This is a genomic window from Exiguobacterium sp. SL-10 (assembly GCF_004337025.1).
In the GTDB taxonomy this organism is placed as follows: Bacteria; Bacillota; Bacilli; order Exiguobacteriales; family Exiguobacteriaceae; genus Exiguobacterium.
Map to the genome: position 1 here is coordinate 231,026 of NZ_SJUP01000002.1, position 23,753 is coordinate 254,778.

General features: G+C 52.0%; 27 protein-coding genes and 1 other annotated feature. Of the genes, 15 read left to right on the forward strand and 12 right to left on the reverse strand.

Translation table 11 applies throughout. The annotated features are described in order from the left end of the window. The first annotated feature begins 92 nt into the window (after positions 1-92). Positions 93-1,469, forward strand: coding sequence for a Na+/H+ antiporter NhaC (gene nhaC, locus EVJ33_RS04080; RefSeq protein WP_131434694.1), 1,377 nt, complete (start codon positions 93-95; stop codon positions 1,467-1,469). 62 nt (positions 1,470-1,531) lie between these two features. Here the strand turns inward: nhaC and EVJ33_RS04085 are convergent, their stop codons facing one another. Then, on the reverse strand, positions 1,532-2,005 hold the full coding sequence (locus EVJ33_RS04085; RefSeq protein ID WP_131434696.1) for an NUDIX hydrolase: 474 nt from the start codon (positions 2,003-2,005) through the stop codon (positions 1,532-1,534). A gap of 134 nt (positions 2,006-2,139) precedes the next feature. On the opposite strand from EVJ33_RS04085, the gene EVJ33_RS04090 reads away from it, so the two are divergent. From EVJ33_RS04090 to EVJ33_RS04105, 4 genes are all read left to right on the forward strand, one after another. Beyond that, positions 2,140-2,730, forward strand: coding sequence for a DNA-3-methyladenine glycosylase (locus tag EVJ33_RS04090; protein ID WP_131434698.1), 591 nt, complete (start codon positions 2,140-2,142; stop codon positions 2,728-2,730). Between the two features lie 72 nt (positions 2,731-2,802). Beyond that, entirely contained in the window at positions 2,803-3,315 is a 513-nt protein-coding gene (locus EVJ33_RS04095; RefSeq protein WP_131434701.1) for a type 1 glutamine amidotransferase domain-containing protein, read from the forward strand. A 114-nt stretch (positions 3,316-3,429) separates the two neighbouring features. Beyond that, positions 3,430-4,572, forward strand: coding sequence for an MFS transporter (locus EVJ33_RS04100; protein ID WP_236634525.1), 1,143 nt, complete (start codon positions 3,430-3,432; stop codon positions 4,570-4,572). 91 nt (positions 4,573-4,663) lie between these two features. After that, positions 4,664-5,497 (forward strand): undecaprenyl-diphosphate phosphatase, encoded by an 834-nt coding sequence (locus EVJ33_RS04105; protein WP_131434703.1) that lies wholly within the window; start codon positions 4,664-4,666, stop codon positions 5,495-5,497. Positions 5,498-5,662: 165 nt separating this feature from the next. Here EVJ33_RS04105 and bshB2 read toward each other — a convergent pair whose 3' ends face one another. The 3 genes from bshB2 to pdxK are packed head-to-tail and all read right to left on the reverse strand — an operon-like array spanning position 5,663 to position 7,562. Beyond that, on the reverse strand, positions 5,663-6,316 hold the full coding sequence (bshB2, locus tag EVJ33_RS04110) for a bacillithiol biosynthesis deacetylase BshB2 (RefSeq protein ID WP_131434705.1): 654 nt from the start codon (positions 6,314-6,316) through the stop codon (positions 5,663-5,665). After that, positions 6,313-6,684: a YojF family protein gene (locus EVJ33_RS04115; protein WP_034780768.1), complete on the reverse strand. Its 372-nt coding sequence runs from the start codon at positions 6,682-6,684 to the stop codon at positions 6,313-6,315. Before EVJ33_RS04115 ends, bshB2 begins: the two co-directional genes overlap by 4 nt. A gap of 53 nt (positions 6,685-6,737) precedes the next feature. Beyond that, a complete protein-coding gene (pdxK, locus tag EVJ33_RS04120; RefSeq protein WP_131434707.1) occupies positions 6,738-7,562 on the reverse strand; it encodes a pyridoxine/pyridoxal/pyridoxamine kinase in 825 nt (274 codons plus the stop codon). Positions 7,563-7,749: 187 nt separating this feature from the next. On the opposite strand from pdxK, the gene cbpA reads away from it, so the two are divergent. Beyond that, a complete protein-coding gene (gene cbpA, locus EVJ33_RS04125; RefSeq protein WP_021068112.1) occupies positions 7,750-8,385 on the forward strand; it encodes a cyclic di-AMP binding protein CbpA in 636 nt (211 codons plus the stop codon). A gap of 34 nt (positions 8,386-8,419) precedes the next feature. Here the strand turns inward: cbpA and EVJ33_RS04130 are convergent, their stop codons facing one another. The 3 genes from EVJ33_RS04130 to EVJ33_RS04140 form a co-directional block, all read right to left on the reverse strand. Beyond that, the gene (locus EVJ33_RS04130) at positions 8,420-8,944 is read right to left on the reverse strand and encodes a GNAT family N-acetyltransferase (RefSeq protein ID WP_131434709.1); all 525 of its coding nucleotides are present in this window, start codon (positions 8,942-8,944) and stop codon (positions 8,420-8,422) included. A 55-nt stretch (positions 8,945-8,999) separates the two neighbouring features. Further along, entirely contained in the window at positions 9,000-9,887 is an 888-nt protein-coding gene (locus EVJ33_RS04135) for a diacylglycerol/lipid kinase family protein (protein ID WP_131434711.1), read from the reverse strand. 92 nt (positions 9,888-9,979) lie between these two features. Then, entirely contained in the window at positions 9,980-10,354 is a 375-nt protein-coding gene (locus EVJ33_RS04140; RefSeq protein WP_131434713.1) for a hypothetical protein, read from the reverse strand. 159 nt (positions 10,355-10,513) lie between these two features. Between EVJ33_RS04140 and EVJ33_RS04145 the strand changes: the two genes are divergently transcribed. The 4 genes from EVJ33_RS04145 to EVJ33_RS04160 all read left to right on the forward strand — a co-directional run bounded on the left by EVJ33_RS04145 (position 10,514) and on the right by EVJ33_RS04160 (position 14,392). Continuing rightward, positions 10,514-10,945, forward strand: a complete 432-nt coding sequence (locus EVJ33_RS04145; RefSeq protein ID WP_131434715.1) for a MarR family winged helix-turn-helix transcriptional regulator — start codon at positions 10,514-10,516, stop codon at positions 10,943-10,945. A gap of 119 nt (positions 10,946-11,064) precedes the next feature. Beyond that, a complete protein-coding gene (locus EVJ33_RS04150) occupies positions 11,065-11,700 on the forward strand; it encodes an FMN-dependent NADH-azoreductase (protein ID WP_131434717.1) in 636 nt (211 codons plus the stop codon). Between the two features lie 80 nt (positions 11,701-11,780). Further along, the gene (locus tag EVJ33_RS04155) at positions 11,781-12,458 is read left to right on the forward strand and encodes a uracil-DNA glycosylase (RefSeq protein WP_236634526.1); all 678 of its coding nucleotides are present in this window, start codon (positions 11,781-11,783) and stop codon (positions 12,456-12,458) included. A 122-nt stretch (positions 12,459-12,580) separates the two neighbouring features. Then, positions 12,581-12,776: a binding site (T-box leader), on the forward strand. A 53-nt stretch (positions 12,777-12,829) separates the two neighbouring features. Continuing rightward, on the forward strand, positions 12,830-14,392 hold the full coding sequence (locus tag EVJ33_RS04160) for an aromatic amino acid hydroxylase (protein ID WP_131434721.1): 1,563 nt from the start codon (positions 12,830-12,832) through the stop codon (positions 14,390-14,392). A gap of 41 nt (positions 14,393-14,433) precedes the next feature. Here EVJ33_RS04160 and EVJ33_RS04165 read toward each other — a convergent pair whose 3' ends face one another. Together EVJ33_RS04165 and EVJ33_RS04170 are read right to left on the reverse strand one after the other, a co-directional pair. Then, positions 14,434-15,423, reverse strand: a complete 990-nt coding sequence (locus EVJ33_RS04165) for an alpha/beta hydrolase (RefSeq protein ID WP_131434723.1) — start codon at positions 15,421-15,423, stop codon at positions 14,434-14,436. A 36-nt stretch (positions 15,424-15,459) separates the two neighbouring features. Then, on the reverse strand, positions 15,460-16,281 hold the full coding sequence (locus tag EVJ33_RS04170) for a Cof-type HAD-IIB family hydrolase (RefSeq protein ID WP_131434725.1): 822 nt from the start codon (positions 16,279-16,281) through the stop codon (positions 15,460-15,462). A 123-nt stretch (positions 16,282-16,404) separates the two neighbouring features. On the opposite strand from EVJ33_RS04170, the gene EVJ33_RS04175 reads away from it, so the two are divergent. From EVJ33_RS04175 to EVJ33_RS04190, 4 genes are all read left to right on the forward strand, one after another. Next, positions 16,405-17,097 (forward strand): response regulator transcription factor, encoded by a 693-nt coding sequence (locus EVJ33_RS04175; protein ID WP_131434727.1) that lies wholly within the window; start codon positions 16,405-16,407, stop codon positions 17,095-17,097. Beyond that, positions 17,094-18,473: a sensor histidine kinase gene (locus EVJ33_RS04180; protein WP_131434729.1), complete on the forward strand. Its 1,380-nt coding sequence runs from the start codon at positions 17,094-17,096 to the stop codon at positions 18,471-18,473. Before EVJ33_RS04175 ends, EVJ33_RS04180 begins: the two co-directional genes overlap by 4 nt. A 63-nt stretch (positions 18,474-18,536) precedes the next feature. Beyond that, positions 18,537-18,902: a DUF1499 domain-containing protein gene (locus EVJ33_RS04185; RefSeq protein WP_131434730.1), complete on the forward strand. Its 366-nt coding sequence runs from the start codon at positions 18,537-18,539 to the stop codon at positions 18,900-18,902. Next, positions 18,899-20,323: a dihydrolipoyl dehydrogenase family protein gene (locus EVJ33_RS04190; RefSeq protein WP_131434731.1), complete on the forward strand. Its 1,425-nt coding sequence runs from the start codon at positions 18,899-18,901 to the stop codon at positions 20,321-20,323. Before EVJ33_RS04185 ends, EVJ33_RS04190 begins: the two co-directional genes overlap by 4 nt. Before the next feature lie 34 nt (positions 20,324-20,357). Here the strand turns inward: EVJ33_RS04190 and EVJ33_RS04195 are convergent, their stop codons facing one another. From EVJ33_RS04195 to EVJ33_RS04205, 3 genes are all read right to left on the reverse strand, one after another. Further along, positions 20,358-21,134: a flagellar motor protein MotB gene (locus tag EVJ33_RS04195; RefSeq protein ID WP_131434732.1), complete on the reverse strand. Its 777-nt coding sequence runs from the start codon at positions 21,132-21,134 to the stop codon at positions 20,358-20,360. Then, positions 21,112-21,894: a flagellar motor stator protein MotA gene (gene motA, locus EVJ33_RS04200; protein ID WP_131434733.1), complete on the reverse strand. Its 783-nt coding sequence runs from the start codon at positions 21,892-21,894 to the stop codon at positions 21,112-21,114. The genes EVJ33_RS04195 and motA overlap by 23 nt, the downstream gene beginning before the upstream one ends. Before the next feature lie 86 nt (positions 21,895-21,980). Beyond that, positions 21,981-22,220, reverse strand: coding sequence for a hypothetical protein (locus EVJ33_RS04205; RefSeq protein ID WP_131434840.1), 240 nt, complete (start codon positions 22,218-22,220; stop codon positions 21,981-21,983). Between the two features lie 153 nt (positions 22,221-22,373). Between EVJ33_RS04205 and EVJ33_RS04210 the strand changes: the two genes are divergently transcribed. Continuing rightward, the gene (locus tag EVJ33_RS04210) at positions 22,374-23,753 is read left to right on the forward strand and encodes a TrkH family potassium uptake protein (RefSeq protein WP_131434734.1); all 1,380 of its coding nucleotides are present in this window, start codon (positions 22,374-22,376) and stop codon (positions 23,751-23,753) included.

The window sequence follows — 23,753 nt, forward strand, 5'->3', positions numbered from 1 at the left end:
GTATAGTAAAGAACATCACTGAAACACTTTCGCGCATAAAAGCGTTTAAGCGGTTAGGTAGAAAATAATGGAACTGAAAGGAGGGGACGTCGATGCAGATGAAAGGAAAAGAGGCTGTATTCGTCGTGCTGCTGAGCGGTATTTCCCTGCTCGCACTGATGTTTTTGGCCAAAGCGACGCCACATATGGCGATCTTTGGCACAATGGTATTAATAGGAGGTTACGCGTATTATCGCACGCGTGATTTCAAACGAATCGAAGCCGCGATGATTAGCGGGATTCGCGAAGCCATCATGCCGGTCTTGATTTTATTGTTGATCGGGATGTTGATTGGCGTATGGCAAATGTCTGGCACGGTGGCGACAATCCTCTCCATCGGTTTAGATACAATTTCAGCGCAATGGTTCTTGCCGAGCGTCCTGCTCATCACGATGATCGTCTCGTCGTTTACGGGTAGTGCCTTCACGACAGTCGGTACGGTCGGGGTCGCCTTGTTCGGAATCGGGATGGCGCTCGGGATCTCTCCGGCGCTTGCCGCCGGGGCAATCGTTTCGGGTGCATTGTTCGGCGATAAAATGAGTCCATTGTCAGATACGACGAACTTTGCGCCGGCCGTGGCCGGTGTCAAACTGTTTGATCATATCCGCTTCATGATGGGAACGACCGTCCCAGCCTTCCTCATCACACTCGTCTTATTTACGATTCTCGGTCGGAGCGGTCAAGCAGCGGATACGGCCCAAATCGCTGAAGCACAGGCGGCACTCGCCGGGCGGTTCAACTTATCTTGGTTGACACTCCTCGCACCTGTTCTCGTCGCGGTGCTTGCGTTCCGCCGGATGCCGGTCTTGCCGACGATGCTCGTCGGGATGTTCGCCGGTGTGTTGACGGCAGGGTTTGTTCAAGGTAACTGGAACGTCACGAACTGGTTCGGCGTCATGCAGGCCGGCTTCAAGTCGGGCGTCGAGAACGAGACGATTGCGGCCGTACTGGACCGTGGTGGACTCGAGTCGATGCTCTGGTCGGTCAGCCTCGTCTTGATTGCGCTCGCCTTCGGTGGGTTGCTCCGTGAACTCGGTGTGTTCCAAGCGATTGTCGACGCATTGCTCGAACGATTGAAGTCACCGGGCAGTTCCGTGCTCTCGGTCGTCCTCAGCTCGATTGGTGTCAACTTGCTCGCGGGCGAGCAGTACTTGTCAATCTTGCTCCCAGGTCAGGCGTTCAAGCAAGGGTTTATCGACCGCGGCATCGATCCCCGTTACTTGTCACGTGCCCTCGAAGATGGCGGGACGGTCATCAACCCGCTCATCCCATGGGGCGTGTCGGGTGCGTTCTTCGCGGCCACGCTCGGGGTACCGGTGCTTGAATACGCACCGTTCGCCTTCTTCCTCTGGCTCAGCCCAATCTTCTCGATTATTCTCGGATACGTGAAGTTGGGAAAGCAACGTGAGGCGATGCGAATCGCATCTTAATCGAATGATTCCAAAAAGACCATCCAGGACAATGATATGTCCTGGATGGTTTTTTAAATGTCTCAGATAAACGAGTTCTCGAGTTGCCATAACGCATCCCCGAACTGGTCGATGAGCGCCTGCGCTCTGGATTCGATATCCATCGGCAAATCAGCTCTTGAGAAATACTGCAAGTCCAGACTTTCTCCGTCGTTCATGGCTAACGTCCCTTGCACTTGCTTCGCATGGAAGAGGTTGATGACACTGTGCGTCTCATCCCCGTTCGGATACTTGAAGTAAAACTTCGGCCCCGAACAGACACCGACGAGTTCAAATTGATTCGTTTCAAGACCAGTCTCTTCATGCAATTCACGAGCAGCGACGTCTTCTAACGTCTCGTTCAACTCCATCGATCCTCCGGGCAATCCCCAATCATGCGTATCGGAACGATGCTGAAACAATAGCTCATGCCTGTCATTCAAGACGAGCACGGTCGCCCCGACAGTGATTAATGGCCTGTTGCCGACTGTCTTTCTTAATTCTAATAGATATCCCACCTTGGTTCGCCTCACTTTCCTGTACATACATTCCGGTCATACCCTTGAAACTCCTGCCTGAGCAGACTTGATTGTCATAGGGCATCTTTTTTGTGTCTTTCCGCCTTCATTTGAGAAAATGAGACCGAGGAGGGATGACGATGAAACGACTTGATCCATCATTTTATGAGCAACCGACGCTTGAATTGGCCCGGTCGCTGCTTGGTCACTATCTCGTCCACGATCATCTCGACGGTCAAATTGTCGGGAAAATCGTCGAGACGGAAGCGTACCTTGGTGCCATCGATCGAGCGGCCCATAGCTTCGGGGGCAGACGGACGAATCGGACCGAGGTCATGTTCGGGTTACCGGGACATGTCTATACGTATCAGATGCACACGCATACGCTATTGAACGTCGTGAGCGGTCCGGTCGGCACGCCGGAAGCCGTCCTCATCCGAGCCATCGAGCCGATTGAAGGACAGGCCATCATCGACATGAATCGACCTGGCATCAAACGGTTCGATCAGACGAACGGTCCCGGCAAGCTGACGAAAGCGCTCGGGATCACGATGGACCTGTATGGGCATTCGCTTCAACATGAACCGCTTTATATCGTCGAAGGGAGCGCCATCCCGGATATCGAGGCCGGTCCGCGGGTCGGCATTCCGAATACGGGCGAAGCGCGTGACTACCCGTACCGCTTCTTCGAACGAGCCAATCCGTACGTCTCGAAGTTCCACTGAATGTTTAATGGTCCGTTACGGGTGGAACAAGTCCTTATGTGCATAAAACAAAAACTAAGGAGTGTTTCCGATATGGCAAAAGTAGCAACGCTAATCACAGATATGTTTGAAGACGTAGAGTTTACAGGTCCACGCGACGCATTGGTGGAAGCGGGGCACGACGTTGTCACGATCGAGAAGAAAGCCGGCAACACGGTCGAAGGCAAACAAGGCGAGGCGAAAGTTAATATCGACAAAGCCATCGATGACGTGTCACCGGAAGATTTTGACGCACTACTGTTACCGGGCGGATTCTCACCTGACTTGTTACGCGAAGATGACCGTTTCGTCCAATTCGCCAAGGCGTTCATGGACGCGAAAAAGCCGGTATTCGCCATCTGTCACGGCCCACAGCTGTTGATTACGGCGAAGACGCTCGAAGGACGCGACGCGACCGGCTACAAGTCGATTAAAGTCGACATGGAATATGCCGGTGCGAAGTATGCCGACAAAGAAGTCGTTGTCTGCCAAGAACAGCTCGTGACGAGCCGTCAACCGGATGACATCCCGGCGTTCAATCGCGAGATGCTCAATCTGCTTAAATAATGTGCAAGCCACGGAATTTTTCCGTGGCTTTTTTTGTGGAAGCGGGAATAGGTGAATAAGGAGGAGATTCAGATGAAACGAGCACGTTCACCTAGTTAAGTCGGTCGAAATGTCGTGTTGCTCGGCTGGATGCGTTGGTTCGATGCGCTCATCCCAGCCTACACGATTGAACGTCTGTTTTGGGAGTCGCGGACGATCACGCTTCAAGAGGTTGTCTATCTCGAGATGATTTATGCCGTCCTCGTCGTGATGCTCGAAGTGCCGACAGGTGTGTTGGCTGATCGCTTGGAACGCCGACGTCTGTTGCAAATCGGGACTGCGCTCGAGTGGGGTTCCTTTGTCGTGTTGCTTGTTTCCTTTTCGTTTGGCGGTTTCGCCTTAGCCATCGCCTTATCAGGCATTGGGGCGGCGCTCCGGAGTGGGGCGGAGAATGCACTGCTCTATGAGACGCTTGAGCAAGATGGGAAGACGGAGACGTTCGAGCGCTCGGTCGGCCGATTGAATGTCATCGGAATCGTTGCGGCCGTTCTCGCTGCCATCAGTGGTAGTCTGCTGGCCACACGCTTCCCGTTCGAGCTGAATTACGTGCTGTCGATTGTCAGTTTGTTCATCGCGACGTGTTGCAGTTGCGGGCTCGTCGAACCGAAACGAGTCATGTCAGACGAGCGGTTGACGTGGGCGGATATCGAGGCCGGTTTCCGCTTCGTCTGGCAGCATCGGCAATTGCTCATCATGACGTCATTGTTTGTTGTGACGTTTGCCGCCTTCAATTTCATCGATGAGTTTTGGCAGGTATACGCCCGCGACGTCGAGGTGCCCATCTATTGGTTCGGAATGATATCGACCGTTCTGTTGCTCATTCAAGTACCGGGGCAACTGCTCGCACCGATCCTGTTACAAATCGCGACGGCCGATCGCTGGTTGCACGGAATCGGCTGGGGCATCGGCATCGGTTTCGTCCTACTGGGCCTTTTCCCGGGACAAGCCGGTCTCGTCTGGATGGCAGGCATGGCGTTTCTTGTCGGCATGGTCGAGCCGCTCTATCTCGGCGTGCTGCATCACCGTGTCCCGTCCGTCATCCGGGCGACGACCGAGTCATCCGTTTCGATGTTGCTACACGGGAGCATCATTCTCATCGGACTAGTGTTTATTGTTGGAGCTGGTATGACGCTATTCATCGCATTTTTGTTCATCGGTGTGGTCGTCTGTATGCATCAGCTGGTCGTCATATTCATAGGATGGAGAGGGGATGCGTAAGCGAGCATCCTCTTTTTTACGCCTCAAGACCGAGGCGGGCGGAGAAGCAACCGTGTATGATAAGAAACAATACAGAAGTAGGAGACAGAAGATGGAATGGTATGAACTACTGATTGGGTTTTTGTTAGGTGTCGTCGAAGGACTGACAGAGTTTGCTCCGGTATCGTCAACGGGACATATGATTCTCGTGGACGACCTATGGCTCAACTCGAGTAGTTTCCTCGGTCAAGAGGTGGCGAACACATTTAAGATCGTCATTCAGCTCGGTTCGATTTTAGCGGTCATCGTCGTATTTCGAAATCGGTTCAAGGAGTTGTTGAATCCGAAGGAGTTGCTCGCGATTCGCAGCAGCGGGCCGACAAAGAAACTGAACTTGCTACATATCTTCATCGGTCTGCTCCCGGCAGGCGTGCTCGGGCTATTGTTTGAAGACTATATCGATGAGAACTTGTTCTCGATCAAAACCGTCTTAATCGGACTTGTCATCGGGGCATTCTTCATGATTGCCGCGGACTTGTCAGGCGTAAAGCGTCAAACGACTGCAACGCTCGATGAAATTTCGTATAAACAAGCGCTCGGGGTAGGCTTGATTCAATGTTTCTCGCTCTGGCCAGGTTTTTCACGCTCAGGTTCGACCATCTCGGGAGGTGTCCTCTTAGGGATGAGTCACCGGGCAGCGGCAGACTTTACATTCATCATGGCTGTACCGATTATGTTCGGTGCTAGTGCGCTGTCGCTCTACAGCAAATGGGAGTACTTTACGATGGCGACCCTCCCGGTCTTCGTCGTCGGATTCATTAGCGCGTTCTTATTCGCGCTGTTGTCGATTAAATTCTTCTTGAAGTTGATCAACAAAGTGAAGTTGACGCCGTTCGCGGTGTATCGCATCGTGCTGGCGGCTGTGATTTACTTCTTGTACTTCTAAGCAAAAAAGCGCATGTCAGCACATGCGCTTTGAAACCAATGATCCATCAAGTTCGTATAACCAAGTAGAGGTGAGAACATGGAACATATCGTTGTCGTATTGGGAACGTTGATCGGCCTCGGGGCTGTCGGTGCACTATTGTACATGACACGTCTCGCCTACGAATCATGAGAACGGATAGTGATAGAAGCGCTCACGTTGGAGTAACTCCATGACGTGGGCGTTTTCTGCGTTATCAATCGCACGGAGCAGACCTTCCGTCTGGGAGCGGTGGGCGAGCAACGCCTCGCGTTTCGCGGTGCTCTCGTCACCGACTTCGATGATGACGTGCGGTTTTCCGAGTTCTGCTTCGGTGCGGTGGTCGAATGCGACTCCTAAAAACTCAGGACGATTCGCTTCATCTATCTCTTGGAGTGCTCGAACGACCGCCCGTGCCGTCGCCTCGTGATCGGGGTGGACGGCGTAACCCGGGTAGAACGAGATGACACGAGCAGGATTCACTTCTTCAATCAAGGCACTAAACCGTCCGGCAAGTTCCGCTTCGTCTTCGAATTCGACGGTCTTGTCGCGGAGTCCCCACATGCGGAGATCGTCGATGCCCATGACGGCACACGCTTCCTCGAGCTCATGCTTGCGAATCTTCGGTAACTCTTCTCGCGTCGTGAAAATCGGCGAACCCATATTGCGGCCCATCTCACCGAGCGTCAAGCAGACGTACGTGACCGGGAATCCGTTTTTTTGATGTTGGATGATCGTCCCGGCGGAGCTGAACGCTTCATCATCGGGATGCGGAAAAATGACGAGTAATGGTCCATTCATTGGCTTTCCACCTCCGAGGCTCCTTGTGGGAGCGGTTTGATGTCTAAATGTAGGGCACAGGCGAGCCGACCGAGCCGATCATGACCGGCGAGCAGGAGTTGATCCCCATGCTGTTCGTAGTCGGTCAAGCCTTCGACGTAAAGCCACCCGTGATCAAGCTTCAAGCCGACCCGGTATGGGCCGTTGCCTTTGATTTGGCCGATGCTATATTCGATGACGACGTTGCGAATAAACATGCCGGCGTTATGGAAATCAGGGTCGTTATGCGTCGCATACGCACCGTTCGTCGTCTCGACATGGACATAGAGCGGCATGGATACATGCGCGTCTAAGTAGGTCTGGATGGTTGTAGGTTGAATCGATTTCACGCGGTTCCCTCCAATGGAAACGATGACCCGAGACATGCGTCCCGGGCCACCCGTTAAGATTGTGTTGCTAATTTTTTACGGTACCCGGTATGGTTCGTCGGACCAACGTATTGGTTGAGACGGAACGAATGACGGACCGCTTCCGTGATGAACTCTTTTCCGATTTGAATCGCCTCGTCGACAGAGTGACCGTTCGCGAGTGATGCCGCAATTGCTGATGAGAACGTGCAACCCCCACCATGTGTGAAAGCAGGTTCGATTTTCTCACTCTCAAGGAGACGGTACTCGTTGCCGTCGTAAAGCACGTCGAACGCTGTATCGAAGCCGAGCTTGCCACCGACTTTGACGATGACGATTTCAGCGCCGAGTTCATGGATCAAGCGTGCGGCCTCTTTGATTTCTTCCATCGTTGAAGGTGTTTTATCAAGGCCAGCGAGCATACGCGCCTCGAACAAGTTCGGTGTGATGATTTTAGCGACCGGCACGAGGTGCTTGCGCATCGCGACCGCGACGTCCGGATTGAGAATTTCATCAGCACCTTTGCATGCCATGACCGGATCGACGACCGCGTTTTGGATGCCGTACTCTTTAATTTTACGAGCGGCGAGTTCGATGATCTCTGGCGTCGGGAGCATGCCGGTCTTGACAGCATCAACCCCGATTCCGGCGAGGACCGTATCGATTTGTTTCTCGATCAACGTCGTGTCAATCGGGAACACTTCGTGGTGCCACGCGTTATGCGGGTCTTGCGCTACGATGACTGTGAGTGCGGTCATCCCGTAAACACCGAGCTCTTCCATCGTCTTCAAATCAGCCTGGATGCCTGCACCGCCGCTCGTATCCGAGCCGGCGATCGTTAACGCTTTTTTCATTGTCATAGTCGTTCAATCCCCTTTGTCTGTTTGGATAGTTTCACTATAACGACTTTTTGACGATACGACAAATCCCGAGGTCGCATCGAGACAGGAATAAGTTTTGAAATTTGGTGGCAGGATTTCAATCATATTTGGGGAATAGTAATGAATAGGGTGTAGACCACTTTCAATTGGCTAGGAGGAAAACCGCATGTTAGTGCATAGCTTATGCATTCCGAAGAAAGATGTCGTCACAATCAGTGAAAAGGCGACATTACGCGAGGCGCTCGACACGCTCGAAAAGACAGGCTACCGCTGTGTCCCTGTGCTCGATGAGACGGGAACGTTTTTCCGCGGTAATATTTATAAAATGCATATTTATCGCCACGGGATGAGTGGGGCGAGCCTAGACGATAACGTCATGGAGCTCATCAAGAACACGCAAAAGTACGTCCATGAATCGGACGGCTTCTTCAAAGTGTTCTTCTCGATCAAAGAATTACCGTATATCGCTGTTTTGAAAGATGAGAGCAACGAATTCTACGGGATTTTGCCGCACGGGAAGATGCTCGGCATGCTCGAAGAGGCATGGAGCCGTGATACGGGGAGTTATGTTGTCACAATCGCACTTAGTGAGCAGGCAGGGGCGCTTGAGAAAATCACGAAAGTCATCAGCAAATATTCATCGATCGCTAGTCTCATGACGCTTGACGCCAAGAGTAAAGTCTTGCGCCGGGTATTGATCACGTTGCCACCGGACTGTGACGAGAAGACGAAGGACAAAATCGTCGCGAAACTTGAACAAAAAGGGTTCCGCGTCGTCGAAGTCGAAAACTTGAACAACTGATTAAAGACCTTCCTCGTGCTTGAGGAAGGTCTTTTCAGTCCAATCGTTTTTCCATTCGAATATCTGGCCAAAACCGGCCGTTCCAATAGGTGAACGCCTCGATGCGGGCAATTTCCGTGTAGCCGACCTTTCGATAAAGGTGATGAGCCGCTTCATTGAACCCAAACACACCGAGCTCGATGCGAGGCACGCCTTGCGCACGCAGTCGTTCTTCTAACAGGGCGAGGGCCGTTGTGCCGACACCTCTCCCGCGACCGCTCGGTTCTCCAATCACAAGCCCGAGCCAAGCGCTTCCGGGCTCTTTGTCGTACAGATGCGGGGCATCATAGATGACGTTCACCTCCCCAACGAGCGTGTCGTTTGTGTAGATGAGGAAGATGTCATGCGTCTGGAGGCGGTTCGTCAAATCGTGTACCGTCATGTACTGTTCGGCGACGAGCTCTTCTTCCGACCGGGCCGGACGAATCAAATGGACGATTGTCGGGTCATTGTTCCAGCGATTAAACGTCGCGACGATGGCGTCCGACGCTTCTTGTAAAGGGACGAGCGAGATGGTCATCATTTCCCCTCCTTTCCGTAACATGCTTTCGCGCTTGAGAGGAAAAGTCCTTGTCTCACTCGATCGGTTTCAAGACGTTCAAATGGCTCGGGAGCACTTCAAACGTGAGTGGGAGCTTGCCACCTGTGTCGCCGTCGGCATTGACTGGGAGTGACTCTGGTGAGTCGACATGGATTCGTTTCGTCGTGAACGATGTGACGCTGTCCGTCTCTTTCAATTTTCCTGTGAACAGGGCCGGGGCAAGTTGGACCGCGTCTTTGAAGCCGAGGTTTTCAAATAAGTAAACGTGAAGCAAGCCATCGTTCAGTTCAGCATCTGGTTCGAAGTTCTCAAATCCGCCGACCGAGTTCGTGAGGGCGATGACGACCAAATACGCGTCTCCGTCGAACGTATGCTCGTCCGATTGGACCGACAGCGCGTATGGGCTATGTTCGCGGAACGCTTTGATGCCTTCAATCAAGTAGGCGAACGGTCCCCATTTTGTTTTCTCCTCGACACTGACCTCATCGACCGCCTCGGCGATGAGACCGATGGCGATGACATTCATAAAGTAGCCATTCTCATATTTGCCGATATCCATCGGTGTCGGTTGCGCGGTTTTTAGCGCCTCAATTGCCGCCTCGGGATCGCTCGGGACTCCGAGGGCGCGGGCGAGATCGTTGACGGTACCGAGCGGGATGATCCCGAAATCGGGACGGTGGTCGGCTTCGGCGAGACCGGTCACCGCCTCGTTCAACGTTCCGTCGCCACCCATCGCGATGACGGCTTGATAGTGTTTCGCTGCCGCTTCTCGGGCGAACTCGGTCGCGTCATCTGCTTTTTTCGTAAAGCGGACATCGACGTTGCCGTACCGTTCCCGCAGCACTTCTTCAGCGAAGGCAGCGTGCTCGTTTCCTAACTCTTTCCCAGACGATGGGTTAACGATTAACATGACTGTATCCATCTAACAACATTCTCCTTTTCACATTCGGATATTGTCATCTATTCCCGTCATGTGACTCGACTAGTCATAAAAAAACAACACAGACGTGTTGTTCAGTAGTGCCGGAACGCCGACATATCGAGATGGCTTGCATCCGACTCGTCGACGGCGAGTTCGATTTTCAAATGTTCATGGAACGGTGAGTCGAACGCGCCCATACAGGCGACCGGTTCATGGTCAGGGACGGGAGACTTACGTTTCGTTTTGACGAACAAGTAGTCCTCACGTGATAACGTCAACAAGAAACGTTCGACCGCGTGGGGCTCGCGTGTGACGTTTGGCCATGGTAAGTGGTTGAACAATAAAAAGACCGCTCCTTCTTTTTCGAGCGCATAATCTGGAGCAATCCCTTCCCGGTTCAACAACTCGATGACCGTACCCAAATAGGCTTGTTTAATCGTCAATGAAATTTCATAATACTCGCGCATACCGTCCATCCTTTCTAAAAATCGCAATAATTCCATTCTAAACGTTTCAGACAGGGGCGACAATGAAGAAGTTTCTTGACGAAGTGTTTTTCCCACCGTATACTGCTCATGTCCTGCTATACTAAAGATAAATGATGAACGAATTGAGGTGAAACCGACATGATTGAATCACTCGAATTGAAGGCATGGATCGTTTTGGCACGGACAATGGACGCAATCAGTGACCGTGTAAAAGACGACCTGAGACGCCACCAATTGAATTCAACAGAGTTCGGTGTTTTATCCGTATTGTATAAACGAGGGGATACCCCGCTCCAGCAAATCGGAGATCAAATTTTGATTACGAGCGGCAGCGTCACATACGTCATTGATAAGCTTGAAAAACGTGGCTTGATTGAGCGTGTGGCTTGTCCGTCTGACCGACGTGTCACGTATGCCTCGCTGACCGAGGAAGGCAAGCGCTTGATGGACGTCGTCTATCCGGAGCATATTGAAATCTTTAAAGATATTTACGGTCCACTCAGTGAAGAGGAGACGGAAATGCTGATCGACTTATTGAAACGGGTCGGTTATAACGCGGCAGGCAAATGACGCCTGCCTGTTTTTTTACCAATTTATCTTGAAGTTAAAATAATTGACTGTGAGATATACAGGTGATATAGTTCATACTGTTGTTACAAATAGAGATTACATTTATGGAGGAACCCATTATGAAAAAGGTATTATACGTATCGGCTAACCCGAAACCGACAGAATTGTCATACAGCAAACAAGTCGCTGAAACGTTCATGACGACACTCACGAACGAGAACGCGTCACTCGAAGTCGAAGCGATCGAACTTTACGATGTCGATGTCCAAGAAATCGACGGCGACGTCCTCAGCGCATGGGGCAAATTCGCATCAGGCGAAGCCCTCACAGACGTTGAAGCGTCTAAAGTCGCGACGATGAGCGGCATGCTTGAGAAGTTCATGGAAGCTGACATGTATGTGTTCGCGACACCGATGTGGAACTTCTTCTTCCCAGCACGCATGAAGATGTTCCTCGATAGCGTCTTGACTGCTGGTAAAACGTTCCGTTACACAGAGCAAGGTCCAGTCGGCCTTCTCGAGAACAAACAAGCGATCCACATCCAAGGTACGGGTGGTATCTACACAGGTACGGACCTCAACTTCGCAGACGCTTACCTCCGTCAAGCACTCGCATTCGTAGGCGTGACAGAAGTGACGACACTTCCGGTTGAAGGCATGAACCAATACCCAGACAAAATCGAAGAAATCGTTGCTGACGCAAAAGCGAAAGCCGAAGCACTTGCGAAAGAAGTCGCAGGCGCAATCACAGTATAATCATCAAGGCGAGTCCAATCGGGCTCGTCTTTTTCTGTGCCATCGATTCGGGTATGATAAGACGGAAAGGGGAGAAGAACATGGGAGAACCGTTATCAGATCGCTTGCTCGGCGATTGGAGCGACATCATCGCGACCGAGATGAGCGAGCCATATTTTGCTGACTTAAAGACGTTCGTCGATGAGGCGTATGCCACATCGACCGTGTATCCGGTCCGAGAAGACATTTGGAACGCATTCGTCTACACGAAGTTCAAGGACGTCAAATGCGTCATTCTCGGACAAGATCCATACCATGGGCCGAACCAAGCGCATGGACTCAGTTTCTCGGTCCAAGACGGCGTCCGCCTTCCACCGTCACTCCGTAACATTTTTAAAGAATTGCAGGACGATATCGGTTGTCCAGTGCCGACTAGCGGGAATTTGGAAAAATGGGCCCGACAAGGTGTGCTGTTGCTCAACACCGCGCTCACGGTCGAAGCGGGTAAGGCCGGGTCACATCGCGGGCAGGGATGGGAGCAGTTCACTGATTCCATCATCGAGCGACTCGGGCAGCGGGAAGAGCCGATCGTATTCGTCTTATGGGGCAACGACGCGAAGAAGAAACAGAAATGGATTGGCCCGCAACACGCTGTCTTGACGTCGGTCCATCCGAGTCCGCTCTCGTCCCATCGCGGCTTTTTCGGATCGAAACCGTTCTCGCAAGTGAACGCCAAGCTGAAGGTGTGGGGACAATCGGAAATCGATTGGTGTTTGTAACAGTCTGCAGATGCGGACTGTTTTTTTGTTGACGGCGTCCGAATCGTCTGTTATTGTTACTAGCAACAAGACGCTTTAGCACTTAAAAGCGAATGTGCATAGAAGCATAACTGTATAACAGTATAAAAGCAACGACCAAACCGAAGTAGAGACATCTTCCCTGGCCCAGAGAGCGTGTGGTGCTGTGAACACGCCCAAAGGATGAATCGAATTACAGTTTGCGAGCTCTCACTTGTTGAGCGGTCCCCCGTTATCGGATTAGAGTGACTAGACTCCGTCTAGTAATCAGGGTGGTACCGCGGCAAAGTCGTCCCTATCGAGTAAATCGATAGGGACTTTTTTACGTTCATTCAATCAAAGGAGGAAACATCATGCTCACACAATCAATCCCACGCCATTTGGCCCCTCATATTTCACCACAGTTCTACGACGAGTACACGCCGACCGACCATGCCGTCTGGCGCTTCGTGCTACGCCTGAATTTGCATACGCTCGAAGGAAAGGCCCATCCGTTCTACATCGAAGGCCTAAAGAAGACAGGCATGGGGCCCAATCGTCTTCCTGACGTTGAAAAAATGACCGAGGAGATGCGGACGGCCGGTTGGTCGACGGTCGCGGTCGATGGACTCATTCCAGGCGTCGCTTTCTTTGATTTCCAAGGGAACGGGATGTTGCCGGTCGCGACCGACATTCGGAAAGTCGAGAATATCTTGTACAGCCCGGCCCCGGACATTATCCATGAGGCGGCCGGTCACGCACCGATGTTGATGGATCCGGAGTTCTCACAAATTGTGAAGCGGTTCGGTCAGCTTGGGGCGAAAGCGTTCATGAATCGGGAAGAACACGCCTCGTTTGCAGCACTAAAACGATTGACCGTCGTGAAGGAGAATGCGAACTCGACGGATGAAGAGATCGCGGCAGCCGAAGCGGCGGTCCATGCGGCCAAAGCGCAAGTGACCGGTTTCTCTGAAGCGCAACAAGTGGCCCGCATCTTTTGGTGGACGGTCGAGTTTGGTCTCATCGGTGATGTGGACAGTCCGCTCATTTACGGGGCTGGTCTGTTATCTTCGGTCGGAGAGAGCCGTCACTGTTTGACCGACGCCGTCACGAAACATCCGTTCGACTTGGAGCACGCACTTGAGACGAAGCAGGACGTGACGAATATGCAACGCGAACTGTTCGTCATTCCAGACTTTGAGGCGTTGAAGGACGCGCTGGATGAGCTCGAGTCACGGATGGCGGTCAACAAAGGTGGCATCGCCTCGCTCGAGAAGGCGCTCGCCTCGGGCAGTCAATCGACCGTCCGACTTGAGGACGGGACAGACCGCGTCGGTGTGATTCGTCATGTGACGCGCTCTGGGGCGCACGCGCTCGTCCAATGGGACGACTGCGTGAACGTCAACCACGGTCAATTGACGAACTTACACAATCACGGCCTACTCGTTCTCGACGGACCGCTTCAAGAGGTGTTGGCGACAGCGGGAATCCAGTTAGATGGTCAAGTCGTTAACGAGACGGCAGAAGCGTTGCGGCTTGAAGACGTCGTCGTGACCATCGAAGGCCGACAGATTAAACTGGCCACACTTGAAGTGAGACAAGATACGCTCCCATCGATTTTCCCGGGCACCGAGATTGACGAACTCGTCATCTTGGAGAAACCGGTCCACATCGAGCGTGACGCACGTGTCTGGACGAAGGATGACCCGATGTTCAATCAAGTTCGTAATATGCGGGAGCAAGGTGAATCGATTGATGAGCTCGTACCGACGATTCTGGCCGACCATCCCGATGCATGGCTGCTCCACATCGAATGCTTGGAGCTCGTCGAGTCCATCGAACTTCGACAGGCGTTGACAGAACGCCTTCACGCGTTACGTGAGACGTCACCGTCGCGGCATGAGTTGATTGGCCGCGCGCTTCGCTTACTCAACTGACAAAAAGAATCCCCGCCCTGTGATGGGCGGGGATTCTTTGTTTAGCGTGTCGTCTCACGCAAAAACGTGATCAAACGGCGATACGTCGCACTAGCGGCTGGTTGATCCATCTCGAAATGGTAGTCATGGCCCAGTGTGTGTTCGTTTCGGTCGTAAAAGACGCTCGTGACGTCAGTACGACCTGAAAGAATCGTCGCGAACTCTTTCGCTTGAATCTCGAACGACCCGCTGTTGCCGTCAGTGATAAACGTCGGAACGAACGTGGCCGGGATGTTCACGAGCGGCGACGCCTCGGCGACGACCGGCAAGTCTTCCCAGTTGTATGTCCCAAAGTAAGCCCAACCGATCCGTTTGAACAAGAAGCGATTGAGCGCCTTCGATGACTCGACGATGCTTCGTTTCAAGTCGTACGGCCCCGACATGAGAACCGTGCCGAGGATGGACGATTTCGGGACGACTTGATTCACTTCGGCAGACGGCGCGTAGTCGTCATTCAATTGAATACCGACGAACTGGGCGACGAGTTGTGCACCGTTCGAATCGCCCGCAAAAAAGACGCGGTCGAGGTCGAGCCGGAAGCGGTCATTGTTTTCAGCGATATACGTGTACGCCTCTTCGAGTTGTTGGAGCGGTACCGGGTACGTGACGTCAGGGGCGAGCGCATAATTGACGCTAACGACGTTATAACCGTTGCTCGCGATCGATGTCGCATACTTGAAGACGTCGGCCTTATCGCCACCGACGAACGAACCACCGTGCACCCAAAAGATGGTCGGGACAATCTGTTTCTCGCCTTCATAACGAATCAAGTCGAACGTCCCGTGCTCATAAGCAGAATGGTAGTCGATGTCTTTCCGGACCGACGTTTTTTGAACGACCTCCTCAAACCCTTTGATGGCCACTTCGTTCCCGCCGGCAAATGAGGTCTTGACGAGGCGTGAGGTCGGTTTCGGGGACAAGAATACATAAGCGGCACCGGCGACAGCCGTCCCGATCAGTCCAAGTCCTGCTCGTTTCAATCCTTTATTCATCGTAATTCCTCCTTCAGTTCAACCTAAGCTGTCCGCTTACCGATCGGCGAGGACAGTTCCCATGAATGTTTCGACGACGTGCGCGATCCCGTCTTCATTGTTTGATTTCGTGATGAAGTCGGCTTTGCCTTTGACCGTCGCGTTAGCATTACCCATCGCGACACCGAGGCCGGCCCATTCGATCATCGTCAAGTCATTGTTTCCGTCACCACAAGCGATGACGTGGGCTTGCTCGATCCCGACGTGTTCGGCGAGGAAGGCAAGACTCGTCCCTTTGGTCACACCCGCTTCTGTGAACTCCAGGAAGAACGGCTTCGATCGTGCGACGGCGAGTTTTCCTTCGAGCTCGACTTGAAGTTTCGTTTCAATCGGGGCGAGCGTGTCTCCGTCACCGAGCATAAGACACTTGACGACAGGCGTCGTGACCGCTTCTTTGAAGTCATCGACATGGATGACCGGCATACCTGTCAACTCACCTTCGATATCGGTATATGGGTTCGGTTGATCGGTTACGATTTCGTTACCGATGTACGTATGAATCGCGATTTCTTCCCGGACACTGATATCATGGAGATGGGCGACCGTTTCCGGAAGCAACGTACTCGAAAAGATTTCTTCATTTGTCTCACAGTTGATGATTGAGGCACCGTTAAATGAGAGAATATAGCTGCCGTATTTGGCGAGCTCTAGCTCTCGGGCTGCTTCCCACATCGCGTACGTCGGACGTCCGCTCGCGAGCACGACCTTGTGTCCACGTTCTTGTACATCCAGCAATGCCGCTTTCGTCTTGGCGGAAATCGTGTGATCGCTCGTGAGGAGCGTATCGTCCATATCTAAAACAATCATCTTGTAACTCATAATGGTAAGGAGTCCTCCTTCAGAATCTAATGACTCCATCCTAATACGATTTGAGGTCAATTGACAACCTTGTCGCAAAAACGTAACTATTAAGAAGTAGTGAACTTCAGAAGAGGTGGAATGATGAATCGAATATTAGTAGCCGAAGATGAGCATGCGATTCGCAGCTTTATCATCGTTAATTTAAAGCGAGCCGGATTTGACGTCTTTGAGGCGACGAACGGACGCGAGGCGGTCACGGCGTTCGATCGTGAACCGTTTGATATCGTGTTATTGGATGTGATGATGCCCGAGATGGACGGGTTCGAAGCTTGTGCGGCCATTCGCGACTTAGATGAGAACGTCGGCATCATCATGCTGACGGCGCGCACACTCGAAGAAGATAAAATCGAGGGACTGGGCAGAGGGGCGGACGACTATATCGCCAAGCCGTTCAGTCCGGGTGAGCTCGTCGCACGGATTCAAGCGCTCCTCCGACGTGTCGAGAAAGTGAAACGTAAAGAGAAGAAACGATTGAAGTCAGGGCCGTTCGCGATCGATTTGGCGGCGAAGCAAGTGACGAAGTATGGACAGTCCATCGATTTGACCCCGACCGAATACGATTTGATTTGTCATCTCGTTCAAAACGAGGAAGTCGTCTTATCGCGTGACGCGTTGTTGGATGCTGTTTGGGGCATCAATTACTTCGGAGACAGAAAGACGGTCGACGTCAATATTCGTCGTCTCCGTCAAAAAATTGAAGACGACCCGAGTCATCCGGCTTATATCGAGACGCTTTGGGGACACGGGTACAAATGGCGGAGACATGACGGATGAAGCAACAGCTCGTCATTCGGATTATGCTCGTCATGACGCTCGTGCTCGTCTTGCTCATGAGCGTCTTGTCGTACGGAACGTACCGCTACTACTATGAATATGAATCAGAGGCCTTACTTAGCCATGCGACGACGAGTGCCTATCTCTATCCGCAGGCGCAGGTCGGTTTTGAGACACCGAGCGCGTTCTCGGTTCTCGTCCGGACGTTCGGGTATCCCGGCACCGATTTGACGATTGTCGACCGCGCCGGTCAAATTATAAAAACGACGGGACAACGTGTGCAACAGTCGGCTTTCACGCCGGAACAATTGCAAGACCTCGCACGCGGCGAGTCCGTCGTCCAAGATTACGATGCGGAAGGGAACCACTACTTGTCGGTGACGAGTCCCATTATGACGGACGGCACAAGTGAGTTCGCCATCAGCTTCACGCGACCGCTCGCCGATCTCGACACGTTAATCCGTGAGATTTGGATGGCTGTTGTCATGATTGGGGTTTTGATTTGGCTGGTCGCACTCTATGCCGTCATTCGGATTGCAGACCGCTTCGTACGACCGATTCGGGACATCATTGAAACGGCCGATGAGATGGCGCAAGGTGATTTCGACGTCGAAGTCTATTCCAATGAAAAACATGAGCTCGGGGCACTGGCTCGGACACTCACGTATTTAGGGGCAAAAGTACAGCAGCACCAGTCGACGCGAAATGAATTTCTATCAAACGTGTCGCACGAGTTGCGGACACCGCTCACTTCAATCAAAGGATGGACCGAAACGATTCGCGGCGGGGACGAGAAAGTATCGGATGAGACCGAACTCGGTTTGAGCATCATTCACTCGGAGACAGAGCGGATGATCGGGCTCGTCGAGCAGTTGCTCGATTACACAAAAATCGAAGAGAGCCGTCTCGTCTTGTATCGGCAAGAACTCGATCTCGTATCGCTGTTACGGAAAGTGACAATTCAGTTGAAACAGTCGCTCGAAGACAAACAGATCACGCTCATCGAACGGTACCCGCAAAAATCGATCGGTCTGTTTGATGAGAACCGGTTGAAACAAGTATTTTTGAACTTGCTCGAGAACGCGATTCGCTTCTCGCCGGAAGGTGGGACGTTGACGGTACGCTTTGTTCAGTCGGAACGGGTCGCGTTCATCTCAATCATTGATGAGGGGCCTGGTATCTCACGGGAGCATCTGCAGCGCATCACGGAAATGTTCTATCAGGCACAAGTGACGAAAGGAAGCAGTGGTCTTGGTCTCGCCATCGCCAAAGAGTTGATTGAGGCGCACGAAGGGAAGCTCGTCATCGAAAGTGAAGTCGGTCATGGGACGACGGTGACCGTTTTATTACCACTTGACCCGAGTGAACTGCATTAAAAGGGTTAAACTTCCCGAATTCAGGATACATGTAATTGTATGTAGAATGAGGGAGGTTTTTTTGTGGCAACGAAACCGTTGAAACCGTTAAAAGGTAGTCCGAACGCTGTCTCGACCGAAACAACAATCGAAGCGCTGCGCATGGACCCGCTCCCATACAGGGGAGACCGCGCTGAGAGCATCGAGACAATAAAGATGGTCATGGGGCAACTGCCTCGGACCGAGCTCGTCAAGGAGACCGATGACACGCTCCATTATGTCGTCACGTCGAAATTGATGCGCTTTAAGGATGACGTTGAATTCCGATTCGACGATGAGACGAGACAAATTGAATTTCGCTCGGCATCACGACTTGGCCATTCTGATTTTGGGGTGAACCGGAACCGGATGCAAGATGTAAGTGAACGCTATCGGAGGTTGATGAGATGAAGGATTATCAGTTGATTGTGATCGGTGGTGGCGCGGCTGGAATGACGGTCGCGGCTGGTGCCGCCAACTTAGGTGCAAAAGTCGCCTTGGTTGAAAAGAAAAAGCACCTTGGTGGTGACTGTCTACACGTCGGATGTGTCCCGTCGAAAGCGCTGATTGCCGCTTCGAAAGAAGCGAGTAGCATGATGCAGGCGGCCCGTGTGCTCGGAGCTGAGTTTGACGGCCGCGACCATTACCAGACGACGAAGGCGCGTGTCGATCGTGCTCGTGCCATCATCCAAGATCATGACGGCACGGAGCGTTTCGAAAAACTTGGTGTCGATGTGTATATCGGCGAGGCGTCATTCCAAAGCCCGTATGAACTTAAAGTCGGAGACGACTTATTGATTGGGAAAAAATTCGTCATCGCGACCGGGTCGAAACCGACGGTGCCGCCGATTGATGGCTTGGACAGTGTGCCGTACTTAACGAATGAACAAGTCTTTGAAGAAGAGACGTTGCCAGAAAGTATTATCGTTATCGGTGCCGGTACGGTCGGACTTGAACTTGCCCAATCGTTCGCTCGTCTCGGAAGCCAAGTGACCGTGCTCGAGGCACAGGACACATTCTTGCCGAAAGAAGACGAGTCTGTCAGCAAGTTGCTCCGCTCACAGCTCGAGATGGCGATGCGCCTTAAAATCGGGGTGAAGGTGAAGCAGATTGCAGAAGCGGGGGGACGTATTCACGTCACGACTGAAGTCGATGGCGAGACCGTAACGTATGAGGCCGACAAACTGCTCATGGCGACGGGGCGTAAACCGCGAATCGATGAATTACGGCTCGACCGGGCCCATGTGAATGTGAAAGACGGATATATCGATGTCTCTTCGACATATCGGACGTCCCAACCGCATATTTTTGCGATCGGCGATACGATCAAGACGTTACCGTTCACCCACGCGGCCGGAGAAGAAGGGAAGGCGGTCGTGGCGAACGCCTTGTTCGGACTTTGGAACAAGGTCGACTACACGAAAATGCCGTGGATTACGTTCACCGAACCGGAAGTATTCCACGTCGGCATGACCGAGGCCGAGGCACGTGAGCGTCACGGCGACGACGTCGAGGTGTTTGAAGCAAAACTGTCCGATGTCGATCGGTTCGTCGCGGATCGTCAAGAAACAGGATTCGTCAAAATCATCACCCGGAAGAACGGCAAAATCATCGGCGGACACGCGGTCGGAATGACGGCCGGGGATTGGATGCAAATTGTCGTCTATGCGATGCAGCGGGGCGATAAGATCGGCAAACTATCACGCATGATTTATCCGTATCCATCGCGGAGCGAGGCCGTGAAAAAAGTGTCCGACCTTTATTGGCGGAAGCGCTTGTTCAACAGCCCACTCACGGATTTGTCCCGCAAATACTTTGAATGGACCCGTTAACGAAAAATCCCACTCTCGACAGAGTGGGATTTTTTTATGGCAAGACGATCGTTTCAATCATTTTAGGTGATCCTTCTGATAAATCGACGAGTGGTTTAATCAACACTTCGACGCGGCGGTTTTTTGAACGTCCGTCTTCCGTGTCGTTCGTCGCAATTGGTTTATATTCTCCGTAGCTCGCAAGTGTGAATTGGCTAGGGTTCAAGGCGTCGTTCGTCAACAAACCACGCATGAAAGCCGTGGCCCGGGCCGAACTGAGTTCCCAGTTCGACGGGAAACGGGCCGTGTTAATCGGGATGTTATCCGTATGACCCGATACGACGATTTCACGATTGCCGGCTTGTTCGAGAATCCCGCTGATAGAACGGGCGACCGCTCTAGCATCGGCGTCGAGTGTCGCTTCCCCCATACTGAACAGAGCTCGGTCCTGAATCGTTAAGACGAGACCGCTCGAGTTAATGGTCGCTTTGATTTCATCCTCGAGTCCATTCTTTTGAATGTATTGATTGACCTCTTCTTTCAGCTCATCAAGTTTGGCGAGTTCGTATGTCCGTGGGTTCGAAGTCGTGTCCGTTTTAGTCGTGCGGCTAATATCGCTATTCGAGGCGGTTGAGGCTTGAAACACGCTCGTCCCGCCCGAGAACACTTGACTAAAAGACTGGGACATCTTTTCGAGTTTTGTCTGGTCGACGTTACTTGAGGCGAACAAGACGATAAACAAAGCGAGCAGAAGCGTCAGGAGATCGGCATAAGGGATGAGCCAGCCTTCAGGGATATGTTCTTCATGATCATGCTTCTTTTTGCGCTTCATAGGTCGCTCGCTCCTTTGGAGACAAATACACGGCTAACTTATCTTCTAACGTCTTTGGTGATTCTCCGCCTTGGATGGATAAAATCCCTTCAATCATCATTTCTTTGACGACGACTTCGCTCTTCGAATATTGCTTTAACTTGTTGGCGAATGGGAACCACAAGACATACCCACTGAAAATACCGAACAACGTCGCGACGAAGGCGGCTGAGATGGCATATCCGAGTTTATCGATGTCCGATAAATCTTTTAGTGCGGCGACGAGTCCGATTACGGCCCCGAGTACTCCGAGTGTCGGGGCGTAGGTACCCGCTTGCGTGAACACATCGGCGTTCGCTTTATGACGTATTTCCATATTCTCGATATCACGAGACATCACTTCGGCGATGTACTCGGACGGTTGGCCATCGATGACCATCATCATGCCTTGTTTCAAGAACGGTTCTTCGACTTGTTCTAAGGCAGTCTCAAGCGATAACAGTCCTTCTTTACGTGCTTGCGTCGATAAATCGACGAATTGTGTCAACAGTCCAGCTTTACTCGGCAACTCTTGCTTCTTGAATAAAATTTTAAAGAGTTGCGGTACCGTTTGTAATTGTTCTTTTGATACGGCGATACTGACCGCGGCGGCTGTACCGACAAAAATGATGACGAGTGCTGCCGGGTTGATGAGCGGGGCGACCCCCGCGCCTTTCAAAATCATTCCACCTATAAGCGTGAAGAAACCGAGTAAAAGTCCTATTAAAGTGACGACATCCATGTCTATGTTTTCCACCTTTCTAAAGAGATCGGGAGACAAAAAAAGCGAGAGACTTAACTCGTCTCCCGCAAATGCGTTCCCGATGGTTAAGCGCCGTTTTCGTCAATCAGCAGTTGGATGCTGATATTTCGTTCTTCACGCTCTATATCGGTTAACACGTCGTATTTTTTTAATAATGCGTACAATTGATTCACAACTTCTTGATCGAGTGACCAATGCAGCAGTTCTTCAAGTTGGAAATAAAGATGGGCGGGCATACATTGTGACTGACGCTCCAACCTTCGCGAGACATCCGTTAGCGAATGATCCACCGTACTAGGGTCCACGGTTTCATTCAACCTCCTCAACTATCTAAAAGTCTATCTCTCATATTACCAAAAAATCGAACGAACAGTTAGTGATTCATTTTTCTAGTTGGCAATTTTAAACGTGAGGAGTAATATGAGCCTTAGAAAACTTGATGCGAAGGAGATTGCGAGATGCGACATCGATTGACCGTGCGTGAGATGCGCTTAAAGCGGATTGAAGCGCTGTACCGGCTTGTGTTTGAGAAGCCGGCCCGTTTTATCGCGACAGGATTTTTGCTCGCCATCTTGACGGGGGCGACATTACTTTATATGCCATTCGCACAGACGCAGCCCGTGTCGTGGATTGACTGTCTATTTATCGCAACGTCGGCCGGCACAGTAACAGGATTATCGACAATTGATATCGGTTCTTCCTTCAACACGTTCGGGGAGCTCGTCATCGTCGCGTTGATTCAAATCGGCGGGTTAGGTTTCATGACGGTCGCCCTCATGTTGCTCAGTGTGCTCGGCAAGAAAATCGGCTTGAAACAGCGGATCCTTCTCCAAGAGTCGCTCAACTTGTCGGGGCCCGGGGGCACGGTCCGTCTCGTCCGCAACATCGTCTTTACGACACTTATCGTCCAATTTATCGGCATGCTGTTTTTGACATTCGAACTGTACAGCACCGGTGATTATCGTTTTGGCGAGGCGCTTTATTATGGCTTCTTCCATGCGGTGTCGGCGTTCAACAACGCCGGGTTCGCGCTTTGGCCCGACAGTTTGATGCAGTTCGAACAAAATACGGCCATCGTCGTCACGATTGCCGTCCTTTTGATGGTCGGGGGTCTCGGATTTACGACAATCGCGGACGCGACCGAGGTGAAACGTTGGAAACGGCTCGCGCTCCATTCGAAAATTATGATCGCCTCGCTCGCCATCGTCAACGGGATTGCCTGGTTCGCACTTATGCTGTTCGAGTGGGTATCGGCTGAAGGGAGCTTATATGGTCGCCCGTTCGGTGAAGCGTTGCACGTCACCTTTTTCCAGGCGGTGACGACACGGACAGCCGGCTTCAACACGATTGATATCTCGATGATGGCTCCTGTCTCCATCGGCGCCATCTTGATTCTCATGTACATCGGAGCGGGGGCCGCTTCTACCGGGTCCGGAATCAAAGTGACGACCGTGGCCGTCATCTTGGCGGATATGTGGGCGTTCATCGTCGGCAAAAAAGAGACGGTCATCTTGGAACGGACGATTGATGCGTTCCAAATCAAAAAAGCATATATGGTGGCCATTACAAGTTTCTTCTTTATCTTATTGATCACCGCGCTGACCATTTTGACGAACGGGCACATTCCGGCAACGGCACTCTTGTTTGAGACGGTGTCGGCGTTCGGGACGGTCGGGTTATCGCTCGGGATCACAGCGGAACTGAACGGTGCAGGGAAGAGCTTCATCATGTTCATGATGTTACTCGGACGCGTCGGATCATTGACGATTCTATTCACGGTCGCGCGACAAATGGACCGGAAGATTCGCTATCCAAAAGAGAAGCTGTTAATCGGATGA